This is a genomic window from Pantoea sp. NGS-ED-1003 (genome assembly GCF_000738765.1).
Classification (GTDB): domain Bacteria; phylum Pseudomonadota; class Gammaproteobacteria; order Enterobacterales; family Enterobacteriaceae; genus Pantoea; species Pantoea septica.
Genome location: NZ_JPQA01000008.1, coordinates 36,511 through 55,539, shown reverse-complemented (window position 1 = coordinate 55,539; position 19,029 = coordinate 36,511). Strand labels below are relative to the sequence as shown.

Below are 19,029 nucleotides of genomic sequence, written 5' to 3'. Positions count from 1 at the left end.
CGGTAAAACGCTGGCTCTTGTATTTTATGCTCTTTACAATCAGTGTCGTTAAAAGCTGCTCTCCAAGGTAAGGACTCATTCATGCTTAAACGTACTCTTACAGCGGCGGTCGCCCTGTTTGCGCTCTCCTCCGTTTCCGCCTCGGCGCTGGCTGCCAAAGGCGATACGCACGTCCTGTTCACCACGTCCGCCGGTAATATCGAACTCGAACTGAATAATCAAAAAGCGCCGGTTTCGGTGAAAAACTTCGTCGACTACGTTAACAGCGGTTTTTACAACAACACGATTTTTCATCGCGTGATCCCGGGCTTTATGGTGCAGGGCGGCGGCTTTACCGCTGACATGCAGCAGAAACAGACCAACGCGCCGATCAAGAACGAGGCGGACAACGGTCTGCGCAACCTGCGCGGCACCATCTCTATGGCGCGCACCGCCGATAAAGACAGCGCCACCAGCCAGTTCTTTCTTAATGTCGCCGATAACGCCTTCCTTGACCACGGCCAGCGCGACTTCGGCTATGCGGTTTTTGGTAAAATTGTGAAAGGAATGAACGTGGCCGATAAAATCGCCCAGGTCCCGACTAAAGATGTCGGCCCTTATCAAAATGTGCCGGTAAAACCGGTAGTTATCCTTTCCGCCAAAGTCCTGCCCTGACCTATAGCGCCGCCATTCTCTGGCGGCCTCGCCTTGTCCGCTTCCGGCAAAGGAAAAAATTGCTCCTATACTCAGCTTCGAGAGTGTGGACAACCCTGAGCAGGAGGCGGCATGGCAAACAAACTCACCGAGAAACAGAAAAATACGCTCTGGCAGCAGCGACGCGTCGCCAGCTATCAGGCCAGCTGTCGGCTGGACGGCTTAACCCTGGCGGAGCCTGCCAGCGCTTACGAACAGGCTGACGCGGCCGAAGCGCGACTCGATTCGTTGAGGAGGCAGTATGGTGCCGAATAGCAGCGTTGCCCGCGATCCCTATCTGTGGCAGAACGACGATGTGCTGAAAAACCGTCTGGATATCCACGACGCCGCCCAGCTGCGCAAGGCGGAACTGGCGTTCAGCGCCGCGCGCCTCGCCACCCTGGAGCTGGGGCCAGCCACCATCGGTCTGCCTTTCCTGCGCCATATTCACCGCACGCTGTTCCAGGATGTCTACGCCTGGGCGGGCGAGCTGCGCACCATTGATATCTGGCGCGACGACACGCCGTTTTGCCACTTCGAGTACATCGAAAAAGAGGGCAATACGCTGATGGACGCGCTGGAAGAGGAAGAGGGACTGCGCAATCTGGAAGAGGCGGATTTCGCGGCGCGCATCGCGCACTACTACTGCGAAATCGCGATGCTGCATCCGTTCCGCGCAGGCAACGGGCGCGCCCAGCGCATCTTCTTCGAGCAGCTGGCGCTGCATGCCGGCTATTTTCTCGACTGGCAAAAGGTCGAGCCCGCGCAGTGGCGCGACGCTACTCAGGCGGGGGCGGATGGCGATCTGGCGCCGCTGGAGGCGGTGTTTGCCCGCGTCGTGAGTCGCGCCAGCCTGTAAAACGCGTAGAATAGCGGCGGTTTTCTCAGTCAGGACGGACTATGCTGCTGCTAATCGACAACTATGACTCCTTTACCTGGAATCTTTATCAGTACTTCTGCGAGCTTGGCGCGCAGGTACGCGTAGTACGCAACGACGCCATCACGCTGGAAGAGATGGCGGCGCTGCCGCTGTCGCATCTGGTGATTTCGCCGGGGCCCTGTACGCCCGACGAGTCAGGCATTTCGATGGCGGCGATCCGCCACTTTGCCGGACGCATTCCGGTGCTCGGCGTCTGCCTGGGTCACCAGGCGATCGCCCAGGCTTTCGGCGCGAAGATAGTGCGCGCCCGCCAGGCGATGCACGGTAAAACCTCCGCTATCGCCCACAACCAGCGCGGCGTGTTCCGCAACCTCAATCATCCCCTGACCGTTACGCGCTACCACTCTCTGATCGTGGCGTGGGACTCACTGCCCGACGCGTTCGAGATCACCGCCTGGAGCCTGAAAGAGGGCGAGCCGGATGAGATCATGGGCTTTCGCCACCGGGAAATAGCGCTGGAAGGGGTGCAGTTTCATCCGGAAAGCATTCTGAGCGAGCAGGGGCATCAGCTGCTGCGTAATTTTCTTGAAACCTGAAGTTATGTTTGCCTTCGGTTGATTTATTATGCATATTTTATGACTATTATTTCACTGTGGCTCAATAAATAATCAAAGGTGGTCGTCGATGGCAGCGGAGAAAATTGCGGTAACGCGGGAAACGTTCGATAACGTCATTTTGCCTGTTTATGCACCTGCGCAGTTCGTGCCGGTCAAAGGCAAGGGCAGCCGCGTCTGGGATCAGCAGGGCAAAGAGTATATCGACTTCTCCGGCGGCATCGCCGTCACGGCGCTGGGCCACTGTCATCCGGCGCTGGTCGAGGCGCTGAAAACTCAGGGCGAAACCCTGTGGCATCTGAGCAACGTCTTTACCAACGAGCCAGCGCTGCGCCTTGCCAGCAAGCTCATCGCCGCTACCTTCGCCGATCGCGTCTTCTTCGCTAACTCCGGCGCGGAAGCGAACGAGGCCGCTTTCAAGCTGGCGCGCTACTACGCCTGCCAGCGCCACAGCCCGTTCAAAAGCAAAATCATCGCCTTCCACAACGCGTTTCACGGCCGCACGCTGTTTACCGTTTCCGTCGGCGGTCAGCCGAAATACTCCGACGGCTTCGGGCCGAAACCGGCGGATATCGTGCACGTTCCCTTTAACGATCTCGAGGCGGTAAAAGCGGTTATCGACGACCATACCTGCGCCATCGTGGTCGAGCCGATTCAGGGCGAGGGCGGCGTGATGCCCGCGACGCCAGAGTTTATGCAGGGGCTGCGCGCGCTGTGCGATAAGCATCAGGCGCTGCTGGTGCTGGACGAGGTGCAGAGCGGCATGGGACGCAGCGGCAAGCTGTTCGCCTATGAGCACTACGGCGTGACGCCGGATATTCTCACTACCGCCAAAGCGCTGGGCGGCGGCTTCCCGGTCAGCGCCATGCTGACCACTCATGAAATCGCTTCAACTATGTCGCCGGGCGTACACGGCACCACCTATGGCGGCAATCCGCTCGCCTGCGCGGTCGCGGAAGCGGCGCTGGACGTGATTAATACGCCGGAGGTGCTGGAAGGCGTTCAGTCGCGTCGCGAGCAGTTCGTCGCGGCGCTGAAGGCGCTCGACGCGAAGCGGGATCTCTTCTCGGAAATCCGCGGCAAAGGACTGCTGATCGGCGCGGCGCTGAAGCCGCAGCATGCCGGTAAGGCGCGCGACATCCTTAACGCCGCAGCGGCGGAAGGGCTGATGGTGTTAGTGGCGGGCACCGACGTGATCCGTTTTGCGCCGTCGCTGGTGATTGAGCCCACCGATATCGAAGAGGGCATGGCGCGTTTCGCCCGTGCGGTAGAACGCGCACTGACTGCCTGACTATCCTTTCCGCAAATGCCTGATTAGCCAGCGGCCATGGTGCGGCCGCTGGCTCCACGCCAGCGACGATATGGTGTGCATCACGTTAAGATGCTCCAGAATACGCTTCACATGCTGCTCCAGAATCGTCGTCGGCCCTTCATCCAGATTCTCTACGCCCGCCATCACGTTAGTTTGCGAGCCCGGCCCGTCATACTCCAGCCGCTGCTGGCAGCGCTGCAGCGCAACTTCGCACGACTGCAGATAGCGCTGCGCCAGATCCGGCGTCAGCATGGTGTGCTCGCGGGCGAGGATGGTCATGGCGTTGATATGCTCGACGATAAACTGGCTGTGCGTCACCCACAGGCGCATATCTTTCAGATACTGGGCGTTGAAGCCCGGCTCCTGCATCGCCTGATTGAGCGAGTTGAAGAGCGCGTTGTGCGCCTGGTTGACCTGCATGCGCTGATAGGCCAGCTTCTTCGCCTCCTGCTCCGGCCCCAGCAGCAGCCGCAGCGCATCCTGATAGGTTTCCAGCGCGTCGTGGGCGTTTTGACGCAGCAGCCCGCTCTGCCACTGCGGCCACAGCCACAGCATGCCGCCGAAGGCGATCAGGCAGCCCATTAACGTGTCCATCAGGCGCGGCAGTAAAAACTGCGCGCCGTTCAGCGACAGCAGCTGCAGCGAGTAGACCGCCGTCACGGTAAAGCCGATCATCGACCAGCCGTAATATTTACGCGTCACCAGATAGCTCACCAGCGTCACCACCAGCATAAACAGCAGCACCAGCGATTCCGGCACCGCGAAGCGCAGCGAGGCGGCGGCGATCGCCAGGCCGACGAAGGTGCCCAACGCCCGGTGCTGGATGCGCACCCGCGTGGCGCTGTAGCCGTTCTGGCTGACGAACATAATGGTCATCAGGATCCAGTAGGGCTTGGGAATATCGAACAGCATCGCCAGCGCGCTGCCGAACATCAGCATCACGGCGAAGCGCGCCGCGGTGCGCAGCGCGGCGGACTTTAGCGACAGATAGCTGCGCAGCGCGGGCAGCAGCGGCAGGCGGCGCTGGCGATCGGTCATCAGGTCGCGCTGGTAGAGCGGTTTTTGCGTGCGCAGCACGCGCGCGATGCGGCTGAAGTGGTAGTAGCAGAAGTGGCCCACCGGATTATCGGGATGCTGACGGGCGATCTTCTCCAGCGCGCCGAGCGGCTTCTCCATATCGAAACGACTCGGCAACTGATGGTAAAGAATGGCGTCGGCCAGCGCGCGCAGCCGCGCCGAGATGATTTTGGCGTTCCAGCGGATCACCGCTTCCGCATGGCTGCGCTCCACCAGCTTCTGCACCTCTTCCGGCTGATGCAGGCTGACGGAGATATGCTCCTGCAGGTCGAGCGCCACCTGAAACGCGCGCGTCAGCCGCTTGTGGCTGTTGTCGCGGCTGGCGGAGAGCATATGCATCTGCTGATAGCAGGTGTTGATCAGATCGACCGCTTTCTGCTGACGCGCCAGCAGCGGCGGCAGCGCCTTTTCCGGGTCGGTAAGCTGGGTCAGCAGGGTATATTTCGCGTCGCAGTAGTCCGCCAGCTCGCGGTAGATCAGGCTCAGGGTTTCGCGCATCGGCTGCTCTTTCCACAGCCAGAACCAGAACCAGTTGAAGAGTCCGTACCAGAGCGTGCCGCCGATATAGAGCAGCGGCGGCACATAGATCGGCATGCGGCCGATCAGGCTCAGGGTAAAGATGGCCGCCACCAGCGTGCCGGAGAGCAGGCGGCCGTGCAGCGGGCTGATTTCGCCGGTGACGCCCAGCAGCAGCGGCAGGGCGAAGAGCACGGCAGGCAGCGGCACCCCTTTCAGGGTTAATAGCTGGATCAGAAAGCTGCCGAGCGCGAACAGCGAGCCGCCGACGATGAGACGTTTGAAGAAGCGCTTATGGGGCGTATCCAGACCCGCGACGTTGCAGCAGGCGGGAACCAGAGAGAAGAGCAGGCCTTTTTGCAGATCGCCGAACAGCCAGCCGAGCGCCACCGGAATGCAGAGCACCAGCGTCTGCCGCAGGGCATAGTTAACTTCGGGGTGATAGATGATTCGGCGCCACATCACTTCACTAAAAGCAGTAACGGCGTGACGGTGACATCACGCCGTGAGTGAGAGGAAATCAGCGGGTGCCGTAAACGACAATGGTTTTGCCGTGTGCGGAAATCAGATTCTGGTCTTCCAACATTTTCAAAATGCGGCCCACGGTTTCGCGCGAGCAACCAACGATTTGGCCAATTTCCTGACGAGTAATTTTGATTTGCATGCCGTCGGGATGCGTCATGGCGTCTGGCTGCTTCGCCAGGTTAAGCAGGGTTTGTGCAATACGTCCGGTCACGTCGAGGAAAGCTAAATTGCCCACTTTTTCCGATGTAACCTGCAGACGGCGCGCCATCTGCGAAGAGAGACGCATTAAAATATCCGGATTCACCTGGATAAGCTGACGGAATTTCTTGTAGGAAATTTCCGCTACTTCGCACGCGGTTTTCGCACGTACCCAGGCGCTGCGCTCCTGACCTTCTTCAAACAGGCCAAGCTCGCCGATAAAATCACCCTGATTCAGGTAAGAGAGGATCATCTCTTTGCCCTCTTCATCTTTGATCAGCACCGCCACGGAACCTTTCACGATGTAGTAGAGGGTTTCAGCCTTCTCACCCTGATGAATCAGCGTACTTTTGGATGGATATTTGTGAATATGGCAATGGGACAGGAACCATTCGAGTGTAGGGTCTGTTTGCGGTTTGCCGAGAACCATTCGCTATTATCCTCTGTTGTAATCGTGCCCAAAACGCGGGGGGATTAATCCCTGCCAGGCGATGAAAGCTTCAAGCGTTTCCCCTAAAGGAGATTATTCGGGCCTTATTTTGCGCCAGGCGCTTGATGTGTCCCGTCTTCGTCCCTAACAGAACGAACTATTTTCAGCACTGTTTGTAGCACAGCTTTTGCCGACTGTCTTCTGTTGTCTCGCTTCAGCAAAGGGGGGATTACTCTGGATTGCTGTTTGCCAGGTGAACGCGTACTCTGGCGGCAAACAGGCTATTCTCGAGGTGGAAACATGCAGGCAAGAGTAAAGTGGGTCGAAGGATTAACCTTTCTCGGCGAGTCGGCGTCGGGACATCAGATCCTGATGGACGGCAACTCCGGCGATAAAGCGCCCAGTCCAATGGAGATGGTGCTGATGGCTGCGGGCGGCTGTAGCGCCATCGATGTGGTCTCTATTTTGCAAAAAGGCCGCAACGATGTGGTGGACTGCGAGGTGAAACTGACCTCGGAGCGTCGCGAAGAGGCGCCGCGCCTGTTTACCCATATCAATCTGCATTTTGTGGTGACCGGCAAGGCGCTGAGCGATAAAGCGGTGGCGCGCGCGGTGGATCTCTCGGCGGAGAAATACTGTTCGGTGGCGTTAATGCTGGGCAAAGGCGTAGAGATGACCCACAGCTATGAAGTGGTCGCGCTGTAAAAAAGCGCACCCGCGCCTGACCAGTCCTGGTCAGGCGATCTGTTTGCCTTCCATCAGCCGCTGCACCAGCGGCGCCATAATCAGCTCCATCGCCAGCCCCATCTTGCCGCCCGGCACCACCAGCGTATTGATATGCGAAATAAATGAGCCCTGCAGCATCGCCAGCAGATAGGGAAAGTCGATATGCTCCAGCCCGCGAAAGTGAATGACCACGAAGCTCTCGTCCAGCGACGGAATTTCGCGCGCGGCGAACGGGTTCGAGGTATCGACGGTCGGGACGCGCTGGAAGTTAATGTGGGTGCGTGAAAACTGTGGCGTAATGAAGTTGATGTAATCCTCCATTGAGCGCACCACCGAGTCCATCACCGCCTCGCGCGAGTGGCCGCGCTCGCCGGTGTCGCGCACCAGCTTCTGGATCCACTCCAGGTTGACGATCGGCACCACGCCCACCAGCAGATCGACTTTTTCCGCCACGTTATGCTGCTGCGTGACGACGCCGCCGTGCAGCCCTTCGTAAAACAGCACGTCGGTATTCTCCGGCAGCGGCTGCCACGGCGTAAACGTGCCCGGCACCTGGTTCCAGGGCACCGCTTCGTCGTAGGTGTGCAGATATTTGCGCGACTGGCCTTTGCCCGCATTGCCGTAGTCGATAAAGGTCTGCTCCAGCAGGCCGAAGTCGTTGGCTTCCGGGCCGAAATAGCTAACGTGGCGCCCTAAATCGCGCGCCTTGCGGATAGCCATATCCATTTCCGGCCGCGTATAGCGGTGGAAGCTGTCGCCCTCCAGCTCGGCGGCGTGCAGATTGAGCTGCTGGAAAATTTTACGAAACGCCAGGCTGGTGGTGGTGGTGCCGGCGCCGCTGGAGCCGGTTACCGCAATAATCGGGTGTCGTGCTGACATGGAAAAGCTCCCTGTGAAGTCGGGCGATGAGCATTGTTAACACGAAAAGCGCCTCGACGCATCAGCCGCGGAATTCGCTGCGCGGCATGATATTGATGGTTTCATGCAGTTCCGACCAGACCAGCACCACGTCGCCGCGCTCCAGCTGGCGGCGCACGTCGGCCACCTTTTGCGCCAGGCTGCGCTCCTGCTCGCCATAGTCGGTGCCTTCACGCAGCACAAAGGCTTCGATCAGGTTGGTAAGGGTATCGGGATCGAGCTGTTGCCAGGGAATAATCATGATGAGAGCCACTGTGTAAGCCACTGCGGCACACGCTGCTCGAGCCACATCTGCGGTTGACGCAGCGTGCCGCCGACAAAGCCAACGTGTCCGCCATGTGGCGTGAGTTGATAGGTGGTACTGGCTGAGAGCCGATCCGGCTGCGGGATCACCTCATCAGTCATAAAAGGATCGTCTTTCGCGTGAATGATCAGCAAGGGCTTACGCACATTTTTCAGCAGCGGCATGGCGCTGGCGCGACGGTAGTAGTCGCCCGCATCAAGAAAGCCGTGGGCGCGGGCGGTAATGGCGTCGTCGAAGTCGCGCAGGCGACGCAGCGCCATGAGCTGCGGCAGATCCACCGGCAGCGTCCCCGGCCAGGCGCGGAGCTTGCGCTCGGCGTTCTTTTTCAGCTGGTCGAGCAGATAGCGCTGATAGAAGCGCGAAAAGCCCTGTTCCAGCTTCAGGCTGCACGGCTCCAGCAGCAGCGGCGCCGAAACGATCACGCCGGCGTCGAGCGGCGCGGCGTCGCCCAGCCTGCCGAGCAGGCAGCCCAGCATATTGCCGCCGAGCGAGACGCCGACCGCAGCGGTCGGCACATCGCCCCAGCGCGTTTTCAGCCAGCGCAGAAAAAAGGCGGCGTCTTCGGTTTCGCCGGAGTGATAGATGCGATGCAGGCGATTCGGCTCGCCGCCGCAGCCGCGAAAGTGCATCACCACGCCAAGCCAGCCCTGACGCTGGCAGGCATGCATCAGCCCGTGAGCGTAAGGGCTGTGGAAGTTGCCCTCCAGACCGTGAAACAGCACCACGCGCGGCTTATGGCTCGCCTGCTGCGGGTCTTCGCTCCAGGCGAGATCGACGAAGTCGCCGTCCGGCAGGTCGAGGCGCTGCCAGTGCGGACGCAGCAGCAGGCGACGGCGCACCAGACGTGGCAGCACCGTCTGCAAATGCGGATTGCGCAGGGCGCGCGGCGGCATAAAGCTCGCCGCTGCGTCAGGAGTAAAATTCATGTCGCCAGCACTTGTCGGATCCATATCACACTGTTAGCTTCGTTAGGCTTGTTGCGAATCTGGGGGTAAGGAGCACCCGTTCATGGAACTGAGCCTGTTTTTCTCAATGTTAGGTTTTCTCTGGGTCGCTGCTATCACGCCAGGCCCTAATAATATGTTACTCACCGCGTCCGGCGCCAATTTCGGCTTCTGGCGCACGGTGCCGCTCATGATCGGCATTATGATCGGCATGCAGCTGATGCTGCTAATGGTGGCGTTCGGCGTCGGCAGCCTGATCCTGCTCTATCCCGCGCTGCACCTCTTTCTGAAGATTGCCGGTAGTCTCTATCTGCTCTGGCTGGCGTGGAAAATCGCCACCGCCGCCTATGAAGAGCTGGAAACCGGCGACGCGCCGCCGAAACCGATGCCGTTCTGGCAGGGCGGCCTGCTGCAGCTGATCAATCCGAAGGCCTGGCTGATGGCGCTGGGCGCGATCGCCAGCTTCAGCCTTGCCGGCTCCGCCTATATGCATTCGGTGACGGCCATCAGCTTCGGCATGTTCCTGGTTAACCTGGTGGCGGGCATTATCTGGATCGGCTTCGGCGCGATGATCGGCCGCATTCTGCGCAGCCGCCGCGCCTGGACCCTTTTTAACCTGACGATGGGGCTGCTGACCGCCGCCTGCGTGCTGCTGATCTGGCGCTGAGCTAGCTAGAGGCGCGCTCGACGCGCCTCCACGGCAGCACTTCGCGCACGACGGGCGACGCCGGACGGCGAATGCGCTGCAGCAAAAGCTGCACGCTGCGCGCGCCCAATTGATACATCGGCTGCTCCACGGTGGTGAGCGGCGGGTTCAGGCTGCTGGTGAAGGGGATGCCGTCAAAGCCGACGACGGCGAGATCTTCCGGCACGCGCAGGCCCGCCTCTCGCGCGGCGTGCACCACGCCTACCGCCAGTACGTCTGATACCGCCAGCACCGCGTCCGGCGGTTCGGGCTGCTGCAAAAGCTGGCGCAGCGCCTGGCTGCCCGCCTCGCATGAAATCTCCTTCGCATAAGCCACGCCGCGCCACGGCAGCGCCAGCTGATCCAGCCCTGCGCGATAGCCCGCCTCCCGCTGGTGTGAATAGAGGTAGCGCATATCGCTGTTCACCAGCCCGATACGGCGGCGGCCTTTGCCCGCCAGATAGCGCACCGTCTCCTGCGCCGCGTCGCGGTTGTCGATAGCGACGGAAGAGGCCGGTATAGCGGGATCGTATTCCGCGCACTGCACCCAGGGCGCGTCGCCGATAAGGGCGGCGATATCCTGCAACGCCGACGCCGCGTCCATGGTGATGACGCCATCCACCACTTTGCCGGTCAGCAGGCCGAGATAGGCGGATTCACGCCGCAGCTGTGAGGCGGAGTTGCAGAGCAGAATATGGTAGCCCTGCGCCTCTGCTTCCGCTTCGATACCCTGCACCACGCGCGAGCAGAAGGGATTCGTGATATCGGAGATCAGCACCAGCAGCATATGGCTCTGGGCGGTGCGCAGCTGGCGCGCCAGCAAATTGGGCTGATAGTCGCTGGCGGAGATCGCCGCCAGCACCCGATCGCGCGTATCCGCTTTCACCCCTGGATGATCGTTAAGCACGCGGGATACCGTGGCTTTTGATACGCCCGCCAGCAGCGCGACCTTCTCGATGGACATGTTGCCGCAACCCTTTTTTCGTCGGTTTACCGTAGAGCCTTATCAATAGCACAGCGGCAATGTGAGCGCCTGCCATTTTGTCTGAATAATGGCGCATCTATTGTCAGATTTTGCATCAGCTTTGCCGATCATGATCTAAGAACATCTGTTTATTAAGAATAATTTTTAATTCCTTTATGAAATCATCGTCGCTGGCGACACTGCGCCCATCATCAGATCCTGGCGGAGTGCGACATCATGGCAGTAAAAAGACCCTTAACGATTCTGGCCGCAGCGCTTTCGCTGCTGGTCTTCCAGGCACAGGCCGTCAACGTGACGGTGGCGTACCAGACCTCCGCCGAACCGGCAAAAGTCGCGCAGGCGGATAACACCTTCGCCAAAGAGAGCGGCGCGACCGTCGACTGGCGTAAGTTCGACAGCGGAGCGGGCGTGCTGCGCGCGCTGGCGTCGGGCGACGTGCAGATCGGCAATATCGGCTCCAGCCCATTGGCGGTGGCCGCTACCCAGCAGCTGCCGATCGAGGCCTTTTTACTGGCGTCCCAGCTCGGCAACTCCGAGGCGCTGGTAGTGAAGAAAAGCATCAGCGGCCCGAAAGATCTGATCGGCAAGCGCATCGCCGTGCCCTTTATTTCCACCACCCACTACAGCCTGCTGGCGGCGCTGAAGCACTGGGGCATCAAGCCGACCGAGGTGCAGCTGGTGAACCTGCAGCCGCCCGCGATTATCGCCGCCTGGCAGCGCGGCGATATCGACGGCGCCTACGTCTGGGCGCCCGCCGTCAACCAGCTGGAGAAAGACGGCAAAGTGCTGACCGACTCTTCCCAGGTTGGGCAGTGGGGATCGCCGACGCTCGACGTCTGGGTGGTGCGCAAAGATTTCGCGAAGGCGCATCCTGAGGTAGTGACCGCCTTCGCCCGCAGCGCCCTCGAAGCGCAGAAACCCTATATCGATAACCCCGACGCGTGGCTCAAGCAGCCGGATAACCTCAGCAAGCTGTCACGCCTGAGCGGCGTGCCGGAAGCGCAGGTGCCTGATTTGGTGAAAGGCAATACCTATCTCACGGCGCAGCAGCAGGTGGAACAGCTGGGCAAGCCGGTAAACAAAGCGATCGTCGATACGGCGCATTTCCTGAAAGAGCAGGGCAAAGTGCCGCAGGCGAATGCCGACTACAGCGACTTCGTCACCACCCGCTTTGTCGAGCCGCTGGCGAAATAGTAAGGAGAACCCCATGCTGCGCATTGCTCATCTTAACGCGCGTTATGACGGACGACCCGCGCTGCAGGATATCAACCTGCAGCTGGATAAAGGCGAACTGCTGGTGGCGCTCGGCCCGTCAGGCTGCGGCAAAACCACGCTGCTGAACCTGATCGCCGGCTTTCTGCCGGTCGAGTCCGGCAGCATCACGCTGGAGGGGAAAACCATCAGCGGGCCGGGCGCGGAGCGCGGCGTGGTGTTTCAGCATGAAGGGCTGCTGCCGTGGCGCAACGTGCTGGACAATGTCGCGTTCGGTTTGCAGCTTGCGGGAATGGCGCGCGGCGAGCGCAACGCCATCGCACGGCGGCTGATTAAGAAGGTGGGACTGGAAGGCGCGGAGAACCGTCCCATCTGGCAGCTCTCCGGCGGTCAGCGCCAGCGCGTCGGCATCGCCCGCGCGCTGGCGGCGGATCCGCAGCTGCTGCTGCTCGACGAGCCTTTCGGCGCGCTGGACGCCTTTACCCGCGAGCAAATGCAGACCCTGCTGCTGACGCTGTGGCGCGACAGCGGCAAGCAAATTTTTCTTATCACGCACGATATTGAAGAGGCGGTGTTTCTCGCCAGCGAGCTGCTGCTGCTTTCGCCAGGGCCGGGCCGCATCGTGGAACGCCTGAGGCTTAACTTCGGTCAGCGCTTCGCCGCTGGCGAACCCTGCCGCGCCATCAAATCCGATCCCGCTTTTATTGCGCAGCGCGAATATGTGCTGAGCCGGGTGTTCGAGCAGCGGGAGGCCTTTGCATGAGCGCGGTGATCAACGACAAAACCACGGCGGCGCGTCGCCGTCTGCGCTGGCCTTTTTCCCGCTCGTTTAGCCTGAGCCTGCTGAGCCTGGCGCTGCTGCTGCTGATCTGGTGGAGCGTCACGGCCCTTGAGCTGATCAGTCCGCTGTTTCTGCCGGCGCCGCAGCAGGTGTTGAGCAAGCTGCTGCTGATCGCCAGTCCGCAGGGTTTTATGGACGCCACGCTGTGGCAGCATCTCGCTGCTAGCCTGACGCGCATGCTGGTCGCCCTGTTCGCCGCGGCGGCCATCGGTATTCCGGTCGGCATCGCGATGGGGCTGAGCCCGGCGGTGCGCGGCCTGCTCGACCCGCTGATTGAGCTCTACCGTCCCGTGCCGCCGCTCGCCTATCTGCCGCTGATGGTGATCTGGTTCGGCATCGGCGAGACCTCCAAAATTCTGTTGATTTATCTGGCTATTTTTGCGCCGGTAACGCTCTCGACTCTGGCCGGCGTGCGCAATACGCAGCAGGTGCGCATCCGCGCCGCGCAGTCGCTGGGCGCCAGCCGCTGGCAGCTGCTGCGCTGGGTGATCCTGCCTGGCGCGCTGCCGGAGATCCTGACCGGTCTGCGCATCGGCCTCGGCGTCGGCTGGTCGACGCTGGTGGCGGCGGAGCTGATCGCTGCGACGCGCGGGCTCGGCTTTATGGTGCAGTCCGCCGGCGAATTTCTGGCGACCGACGTCGTGCTGGCGGGCATCGCGGTTATCGCGCTGATTGCCTTTACCTTAGAACTCGGGCTGCGCGCCCTGCAGCGTCGTCTGACGCCCTGGAATGGAGAACAATCATGAACGAAAAGCTAAACATTACCGCGCTCGGGCCTTACATTGGCGCTCAGGTGGCGAATCTCGATTTAACCCGGCCGCTCAGCGACGCCCAGTTTGAACAGCTCTATCACGCGCTGCTGCGCCATCAGGTGCTGTTTCTGCGCGATCAGCCGGTTACGCCGCACCAGCAGCGCGCGCTGGCGGCGCGCTTCGGCGACCTGCATATCCATCCGGTTTATCCGCACGCCGACGGCGTAGAGGAGATTATCGTGCTGGATACCCATCAGGATAATCCGCCGGACAATGACAACTGGCACACCGACGTGACCTTTATCAATACGCCGCCGGCGGTGGCGATTCTGGCGTCGAAGCTGCTGCCCGAGTCAGGCGGCGATACCCTGTGGGCGAGCGGCATCGCGGCATATGAAACCCTTTCCGCTCCGATTAAGACGTTGCTGGATGGGCTGCATGCCGAGCACGACTTCAAGAAGTCGTTCCAGGAGTATAAATATCGTCGAACCGAAGAGGAGCACCAGCGCTGGCAAGAGGCGGTGGCAAAGCATCCGCCGGTGCAGCATCCGGTGGTTCGCACTCATCCGGTGAGCGGGCGCAAGGCGCTGTTCGTTAATGAGGGATTTACCACGCGGATTGTCGAGCTGAGCGAGAAAGAGAGCCATGCCGTGCTGGAGCTGCTCTATGCGCATGCGACTAAGCCGGAGTTTCAGGTGCGCTGGCGCTGGCAGCCGAACGACGTGGCGATCTGGGATAACCGCGTGACGCAGCACTATGCGAATGCGGATTATTATCCGGCAAGGCGCATTATGCATCGGGCGACGGTGCTGGGGGATCAGCCCTTTTAAAACATCCGTACCGGGCTGCGACGGCGTTGCTGCGCCGCGCTCTTACATTAAAACGTCCGTACCGGGCTGCGACGGCGTTGCTGCGCCGCGCCATAATGCTCACATACGTCAGTATGCTCCGCTTATGGCGCGGCTGGCGCCTTGTCTCGCTCCGGTACGATCGTTTTAAGTCCGCTGAAAACTGAAAACTGAAAACTGAAAACTAAAATTAACAGCTAACTGTCAGGAGGCGAGCATCGCCTCCAGCTGCTCCTGAGCATCCAGCCACGCCATCTCGACCTCTTCCAGCGCCGCTTTGCTCTCTGCCTGCCGCTGCAGCGCCGCGGTCAGATCCGCTTTGCGGGATGGATTGTAGATGTCGCCATCGGCCAGCTGGTTTTCCGCGTCGGTGAGCTGGCTCTGCCATTTCGCCATCTGCTTCTCCAGCTTCTCGATCTCTTTGCGCAGCGGCTGCGTCTGCGTGCGCAGCTCAGCCTCACGACGCTTCTGATCTTTGCGCGCCTGCGCGCTGTTGCCGTTGTCCTGCTTCGGCGCGGCGTCCGCCTGCGCCTGCTGCTTCTGCAGATCGCTCAGCCACTGCTGGTAATCTTCCAGATCGCCCGGGAAGACATCGACCTTGCCGTCATGCACCAGATAAAGATCGTCGGTAGTGGCGCGCAGCAGATGGCGATCGTGCGAGACCACCACCAGCGCGCCTTCGAAATCGATCAGCGCTTCGGTCAGCGCCTGGCGCATGTCGAGATCGAGGTGGTTGGTCGGTTCGTCAAGCAGCAGCAGGTTAGGGCGCTGCCAGACGATCAGCGCCAGCACCAGCCGCGCCTTTTCGCCGCCGGAGAAGCGCGCTGTGACTTCGCTGACCTTGTCGCCCTGGAAGCCGAAGCCGCCGAGATAGTCGCGCAGCTGCTGCTCCAGCACCTTCGGCGCAATGCGCGCCAGATGCTGCAGCGGTGACTCGTCGCTGCGCAAATACTCCAGCTGATGCTGCGCGAAGTAGCCCAGCTTAATGCCTTTCGCCAGCCCGACCTCGCCGTCGAGCGGGGTCAGTTCACCCGCCAGCAGCTTAATCAGCGTCGATTTGCCCGCGCCGTTGCGGCCCAGCAGGCCGATGCGCGAGCCCGGCACCAGATTGAGCTTGATGGCGTCGAGAATAATGCGCTCGCCGTAGCCTGCGGTGACTTTCTCCATTTTCAGCAGCGGGTTCGGCAAACTTTCCGGCGCGCGGAAGCTGAAGCTGAAGGGGTTGTCGACGTGCGCCGGCGCGATCATCTCCATGCGCTCCAGCATCTTGATGCGGCTCTGCGCCTGCTTCGCTTTTGAAGCCTTGGCGCGGAAGCGGTCGATATAGCTTTGCAGATGCGCCACTTTCTCCTGCTGGCTTTCAAACAGCGCCTGCTGCTGCGCCAGTTTGGCGACGCGCTGGCGTTCGAACGAGCTGTAGTTGCCGGTGTATTCGTAGAGGCTTTCCTGCTCGATATGGATGATCTTATCCACTACCGGATCGAGGAAGTCTCGGTCGTGCGAGATCAGGATCAGCGTGCCTTCGTAGCTTTTCAGCCAGCGCTCCAGCCAGATCACCGCGTCGAGATCGAGGTGGTTGGTGGGTTCGTCAAGCAGCAGCAGATCTGAACGGCAGACCAGCGCCTGCGCAAGGTTAAGGCGCATGCGCCAGCCGCCGGAGAAGTCGCTCACCGGTCGGTTCAGCTGCTCCTGGCTAAAGCCGAGGCCGTGCAGCAGGCTTGAGGCGCGAGCGTGAATGCTCCACGCCTGAATCGCGTCCAGCTTGCCGTGCAGCAGCGCGATGGCGTTGCCGTCGTTGCGCTGGTTGGCGTCCGCCAGCTGCGCCTCAAGCTCGCGATATTCGCGATCGCCGTCGATAACGTATTCCAGCGCCGGTTTGCTCAGCGCCGGGGTTTCCTGGTTAACCCAGGCCAGCGCCCAGTTGCCGGGAAAGGTCACGCCGCCCGCGTCGCTGGCGATTTCGCCTTTTAACAGCGACAGCAGGGTCGATTTGCCGCAGCCGTTTTTACCCACCAGGCCGACTTTCTGACCGGGATTGATGGTGGCGGAAGCGTTATCGAGCAGCACGCGGACGCCGCGGCGGATTTGCAGAGAAGAAAAGACAATCATAAGCGCCGTATCGTCAGAATATGTTAATTTACCCACCACATAATTAGAGGGTGTCGCGTCGTGCATGGTAGCGGAAAAGCGCCGCTATGACGACGCTTTGGAAGAGGATAACTATGTCGCAGCCAGCAAAAGTTTTGCTGCTTTACGCCCATCCGGAAACGCAGGAGTCGATAGCGAATCGGGTCCTGCTGCAGTCGGCCCAGCAACAGGAGAACGTCACCGTACACGATCTGTACGCGCACTATCCTGATTTTTTTATCGATATTCACTATGAACAGCAGCTGCTGCGCGAACATCAGGTGATCGTTTTCCAGCATCCGCTCTATACCTATAGCTGCCCCGCGCTGCTGAAAGAGTGGCTGGATCGCGTGCTGTCGCGCGGCTTCGCCAACGGCGTCGACGGCAACGCGCTGGAAGGCAAATACTGGCGCAGCGTGATCACCACCGGCGAGCCGGAGGCGGCCTATCAGCAGAGCGGCCTCAACCGCTATTCCATGTCGGACATTATGCGCCCGTTCGAACTCACCGCGCAGATGTGCCGCATGCACTGGATGACGCCGATGATCCTTTACTGGGCGCGTCGCCAGCCAAAAGAGGTGATGGGCCATTTCGCGCGCGCCTATGGCGAATGGCTGGCCGCGCCGCTGCCCAATGGAGGTCTCTGATGGAAGGACAAACGCTGCTGACTGCAGGCGTGATCTATCTGGTGGCGGCGGTGCTGATCGTGCCCATCGCCGCGCGTCTCGGCATTGGCGCGGTGCTGGGCTACCTGGTGGCCGGCATCGCTATTGGCCCCTGGGGGCTGGGCTTTATCAGCGACGTCGAGGAGATCCTGCATTTCTCGGAGCTGGGCGTGGTGTTCCTGATGTTTATCATCGGGCTGGAGCTGAATCCGTCGAAGCTCTGGGCGCTGCGGCGTTCGATTTTCGGCGTCGGCGCGGCGCAGGTGCTGATCTCCGCTGGCATCCTCGGCGCGCTGCTGTGGCTGAGCGACTTTAGCTGGCAGGCCGCGGTGATTGGCGGCATCGGCCTCGCTATGTCCTCGACCGCGATGGCGCTGCAGCTGATGCGCGACAAAGGCATGAACCGCAGCGAGGCGGGGCAGCTCGGCTTTTCAGTGCTGCTGTTCCAGGACCTGGCGGTGATTCCGGCGCTGGCGCTGGTGCCGCTGCTGGCGGGCAGCGACAGCGGCAATATCGACTGGATGAAGATCGGCATGAAGGTGCTGGCCTTCGCCGGCATGCTGGTGGGCGGACGCTACCTGCTGCGGCCGATTTTCCGCTTTATCGCCGCCTCCGGCGTGCGCGAGGTCTTTACCGCCGCCGCGCTGCTGCTGGTACTGGGCTCGGCGCTGTTTATGGACGCCCTCGGGCTGTCGATGGCGCTGGGCACCTTTATCGCCGGCATTCTGCTGGCGGAAAGCGAGTATCGCCACGAACTGGAAGTCGCCATCGATCCCTTTAAGGGACTGCTGCTCGGGCTGTTCTTTATCTCTGTCGGCATGGCGCTTAACCTCGGCGTGCTCTATACCCATATTCTGGAGATCCTGCTCGGCGTGCTGATTCTGGTCACGGTGAAGACGCTGGTGCTCTATGTGCTGGCGCGGGTCTACGGTCTGCGCAGCTCCGAGCGTCAGCAGTTCGCCGGCGTGCTGAGCCAGGGCGGCGAATTCGCCTTTGTGCTCTTTTCCGCCGCCTCGTCGGCGCGCCTGTTCGCCGGCGATCAGCTGCCGCTGCTGCTGGTGACGGTCACGCTGTCGATGATGACCACGCCGCTGCTGATGCAGGCGATCGATAAGCTGCTGGCGCGGCGCTTCAATGAAGTGGACGAAGATGGCGAAAAGCCGTTCGTGGAGGATGACCAGCCGCAGGTAATCGTGGTGGGCTTCGGCCGAATGGGGCAGGTGGTGGGCCGTCTGCTGATGGCCAATAATAAAAGGATCACGGTACTGGAGCGCGACATCAGCGCGGTCAGCCTGATGCGCAAGTACGGCTACAAGGTTTACTATGGCGATGCCACTGAGCTGGAGCTGCTGCGCGCCGCCGGCGCGGCCAGCGCGCAGTCGATCGTCATCACCTGCAACGAGCCGGAAGATACCATGGCGATCGTGCATCTCTGTCAGCAGCATTTCCCGCAGCTGGAGATCGTGGCGCGGGCGCGCGGACGCGTCGAGGCGCACGAGCTGCTGCTGGCGGGCGTCACGCAGTTCTCGCGTGAAACCTTCTCTAGCGCGCTGGAACTGGGACGCAAGGCGCTGATTTCGGTCGGCATGCATCCACACCAGGCGCAGCGCGCGCAGCTGCACTTCCGCCGTCTCGATATGCGCATGCTGCGCGAGCTGATGCCGAACCACACGGACAACGCCCAGATCTCCCGCGTACGCGAGGCGCGGCGCGAGCTGGAGGATATTTTCCAGCGCGAGATGCAGCATGAGAGACGGCAGATAGATGACTGGGACGAAGATCAGTAACAGCAAACAGG

Annotated in this window: 20 protein-coding genes; 13 read left to right on the top strand and 7 right to left on the bottom strand. The window is 61.0% G+C overall.

The genetic code is table 11. The features are described from left to right. The first annotated feature begins 81 nt into the window (after positions 1-81). From ppiA to JS46_RS16300, 5 genes are all read left to right on the top strand, one after another. On the top strand, positions 82-654 hold the full coding sequence (ppiA, locus tag JS46_RS16320) for a peptidylprolyl isomerase A (RefSeq protein WP_033753062.1): 573 nt from the start codon (positions 82-84) through the stop codon (positions 652-654). 111 nt (positions 655-765) lie between these two features. Next, positions 766-948 (top strand): YhfG family protein, encoded by a 183-nt coding sequence (locus tag JS46_RS16315; RefSeq protein ID WP_033753059.1) that lies wholly within the window; start codon positions 766-768, stop codon positions 946-948. Next, positions 935-1,531 carry a putative adenosine monophosphate-protein transferase Fic gene (locus JS46_RS16310; RefSeq protein ID WP_033753055.1) on the top strand — a complete coding sequence of 199 codons (597 nt, stop codon included), beginning with the start codon at positions 935-937 and terminating at the stop codon, positions 1,529-1,531. The genes JS46_RS16315 and JS46_RS16310 overlap by 14 nt, the downstream gene beginning before the upstream one ends. A 41-nt stretch (positions 1,532-1,572) precedes the next feature. Beyond that, positions 1,573-2,148 carry an aminodeoxychorismate synthase component II gene (locus JS46_RS16305; protein WP_033753053.1) on the top strand — a complete coding sequence of 192 codons (576 nt, stop codon included), beginning with the start codon at positions 1,573-1,575 and terminating at the stop codon, positions 2,146-2,148. A gap of 88 nt (positions 2,149-2,236) precedes the next feature. Continuing rightward, positions 2,237-3,457, top strand: a complete 1,221-nt coding sequence (locus JS46_RS16300; protein ID WP_033753050.1) for an aspartate aminotransferase family protein — start codon at positions 2,237-2,239, stop codon at positions 3,455-3,457. Here JS46_RS16300 and JS46_RS16295 read toward each other — a convergent pair whose 3' ends face one another. Further along, complete coding sequence (locus JS46_RS16295) at positions 3,458-5,533, bottom strand: YccS/YhfK family putative transporter (protein ID WP_033753048.1); 2,076 nt, start codon at positions 5,531-5,533, stop codon at positions 3,458-3,460. Positions 5,534-5,591: 58 nt separating this feature from the next. Further along, entirely contained in the window at positions 5,592-6,224 is a 633-nt protein-coding gene (gene crp / locus JS46_RS16290; protein WP_000242758.1) for a cAMP-activated global transcriptional regulator CRP, read from the bottom strand. Positions 6,225-6,524: 300 nt separating this feature from the next. Between crp and JS46_RS16285 the strand changes: the two genes are divergently transcribed. Then, positions 6,525-6,929: an OsmC family protein gene (locus tag JS46_RS16285; protein ID WP_033753042.1), complete on the top strand. Its 405-nt coding sequence runs from the start codon at positions 6,525-6,527 to the stop codon at positions 6,927-6,929. A gap of 30 nt (positions 6,930-6,959) precedes the next feature. Here the strand turns inward: JS46_RS16285 and JS46_RS16280 are convergent, their stop codons facing one another. The 3 genes from JS46_RS16280 to JS46_RS16270 all read right to left on the bottom strand — a co-directional run bounded on the left by JS46_RS16280 (position 6,960) and on the right by JS46_RS16270 (position 9,122). Beyond that, complete coding sequence (locus JS46_RS16280) at positions 6,960-7,829, bottom strand: phosphoribulokinase (protein ID WP_033753039.1); 870 nt, start codon at positions 7,827-7,829, stop codon at positions 6,960-6,962. Between the two features lie 61 nt (positions 7,830-7,890). After that, complete coding sequence (locus tag JS46_RS16275; protein ID WP_033753035.1) at positions 7,891-8,109, bottom strand: YheU family protein; 219 nt, start codon at positions 8,107-8,109, stop codon at positions 7,891-7,893. Further along, positions 8,106-9,122, bottom strand: coding sequence for a hydrolase (locus tag JS46_RS16270; RefSeq protein WP_033753032.1), 1,017 nt, complete (start codon positions 9,120-9,122; stop codon positions 8,106-8,108). The genes JS46_RS16275 and JS46_RS16270 overlap by 4 nt, the downstream gene beginning before the upstream one ends. 58 nt (positions 9,123-9,180) lie before the next feature. Between JS46_RS16270 and JS46_RS16265 the strand changes: the two genes are divergently transcribed. After that, positions 9,181-9,783, top strand: a complete 603-nt coding sequence (locus JS46_RS16265) for a LysE family translocator (RefSeq protein ID WP_033753029.1) — start codon at positions 9,181-9,183, stop codon at positions 9,781-9,783. A 1-nt stretch (position 9,784) separates the two neighbouring features. Here the strand turns inward: JS46_RS16265 and JS46_RS16260 are convergent, their stop codons facing one another. Further along, a complete protein-coding gene (locus JS46_RS16260; RefSeq protein ID WP_033753026.1) occupies positions 9,785-10,765 on the bottom strand; it encodes a LacI family DNA-binding transcriptional regulator in 981 nt (326 codons plus the stop codon). 237 nt (positions 10,766-11,002) lie between these two features. On the opposite strand from JS46_RS16260, the gene tauA reads away from it, so the two are divergent. From tauA to tauD, 4 genes are read left to right on the top strand one after another with little or no spacing between them, the layout of a single operon-like run. Continuing rightward, complete coding sequence (gene tauA / locus JS46_RS16255) at positions 11,003-11,980, top strand: taurine ABC transporter substrate-binding protein (RefSeq protein ID WP_200879041.1); 978 nt, start codon at positions 11,003-11,005, stop codon at positions 11,978-11,980. 13 nt (positions 11,981-11,993) lie between these two features. Further along, positions 11,994-12,761, top strand: coding sequence for a taurine ABC transporter ATP-binding subunit (gene tauB, locus JS46_RS16250; protein WP_033753020.1), 768 nt, complete (start codon positions 11,994-11,996; stop codon positions 12,759-12,761). After that, positions 12,758-13,585, top strand: a complete 828-nt coding sequence (tauC, locus tag JS46_RS16245) for a taurine ABC transporter permease TauC (RefSeq protein WP_033753018.1) — start codon at positions 12,758-12,760, stop codon at positions 13,583-13,585. The genes tauB and tauC overlap by 4 nt, the downstream gene beginning before the upstream one ends. Next, positions 13,582-14,421 (top strand): taurine dioxygenase, encoded by an 840-nt coding sequence (tauD, locus tag JS46_RS16240; protein WP_033753015.1) that lies wholly within the window; start codon positions 13,582-13,584, stop codon positions 14,419-14,421. Before tauC ends, tauD begins: the two co-directional genes overlap by 4 nt. Positions 14,422-14,643: 222 nt before the next feature. Here the strand turns inward: tauD and JS46_RS16235 are convergent, their stop codons facing one another. Continuing rightward, complete coding sequence (locus JS46_RS16235; protein WP_033753013.1) at positions 14,644-16,548, bottom strand: ABC transporter ATP-binding protein; 1,905 nt, start codon at positions 16,546-16,548, stop codon at positions 14,644-14,646. A gap of 113 nt (positions 16,549-16,661) precedes the next feature. On the opposite strand from JS46_RS16235, the gene kefG reads away from it, so the two are divergent. Together kefG and kefB are read left to right on the top strand one after the other, a co-directional pair. Next, complete coding sequence (gene kefG, locus JS46_RS16230; protein ID WP_033753011.1) at positions 16,662-17,213, top strand: glutathione-regulated potassium-efflux system ancillary protein KefG; 552 nt, start codon at positions 16,662-16,664, stop codon at positions 17,211-17,213. Then, positions 17,213-19,018, top strand: a complete 1,806-nt coding sequence (kefB, locus tag JS46_RS16225; RefSeq protein ID WP_033753009.1) for a glutathione-regulated potassium-efflux system protein KefB — start codon at positions 17,213-17,215, stop codon at positions 19,016-19,018. Before kefG ends, kefB begins: the two co-directional genes overlap by 1 nt. The last annotated feature ends 11 nt before the right edge of the window (positions 19,019-19,029 follow it).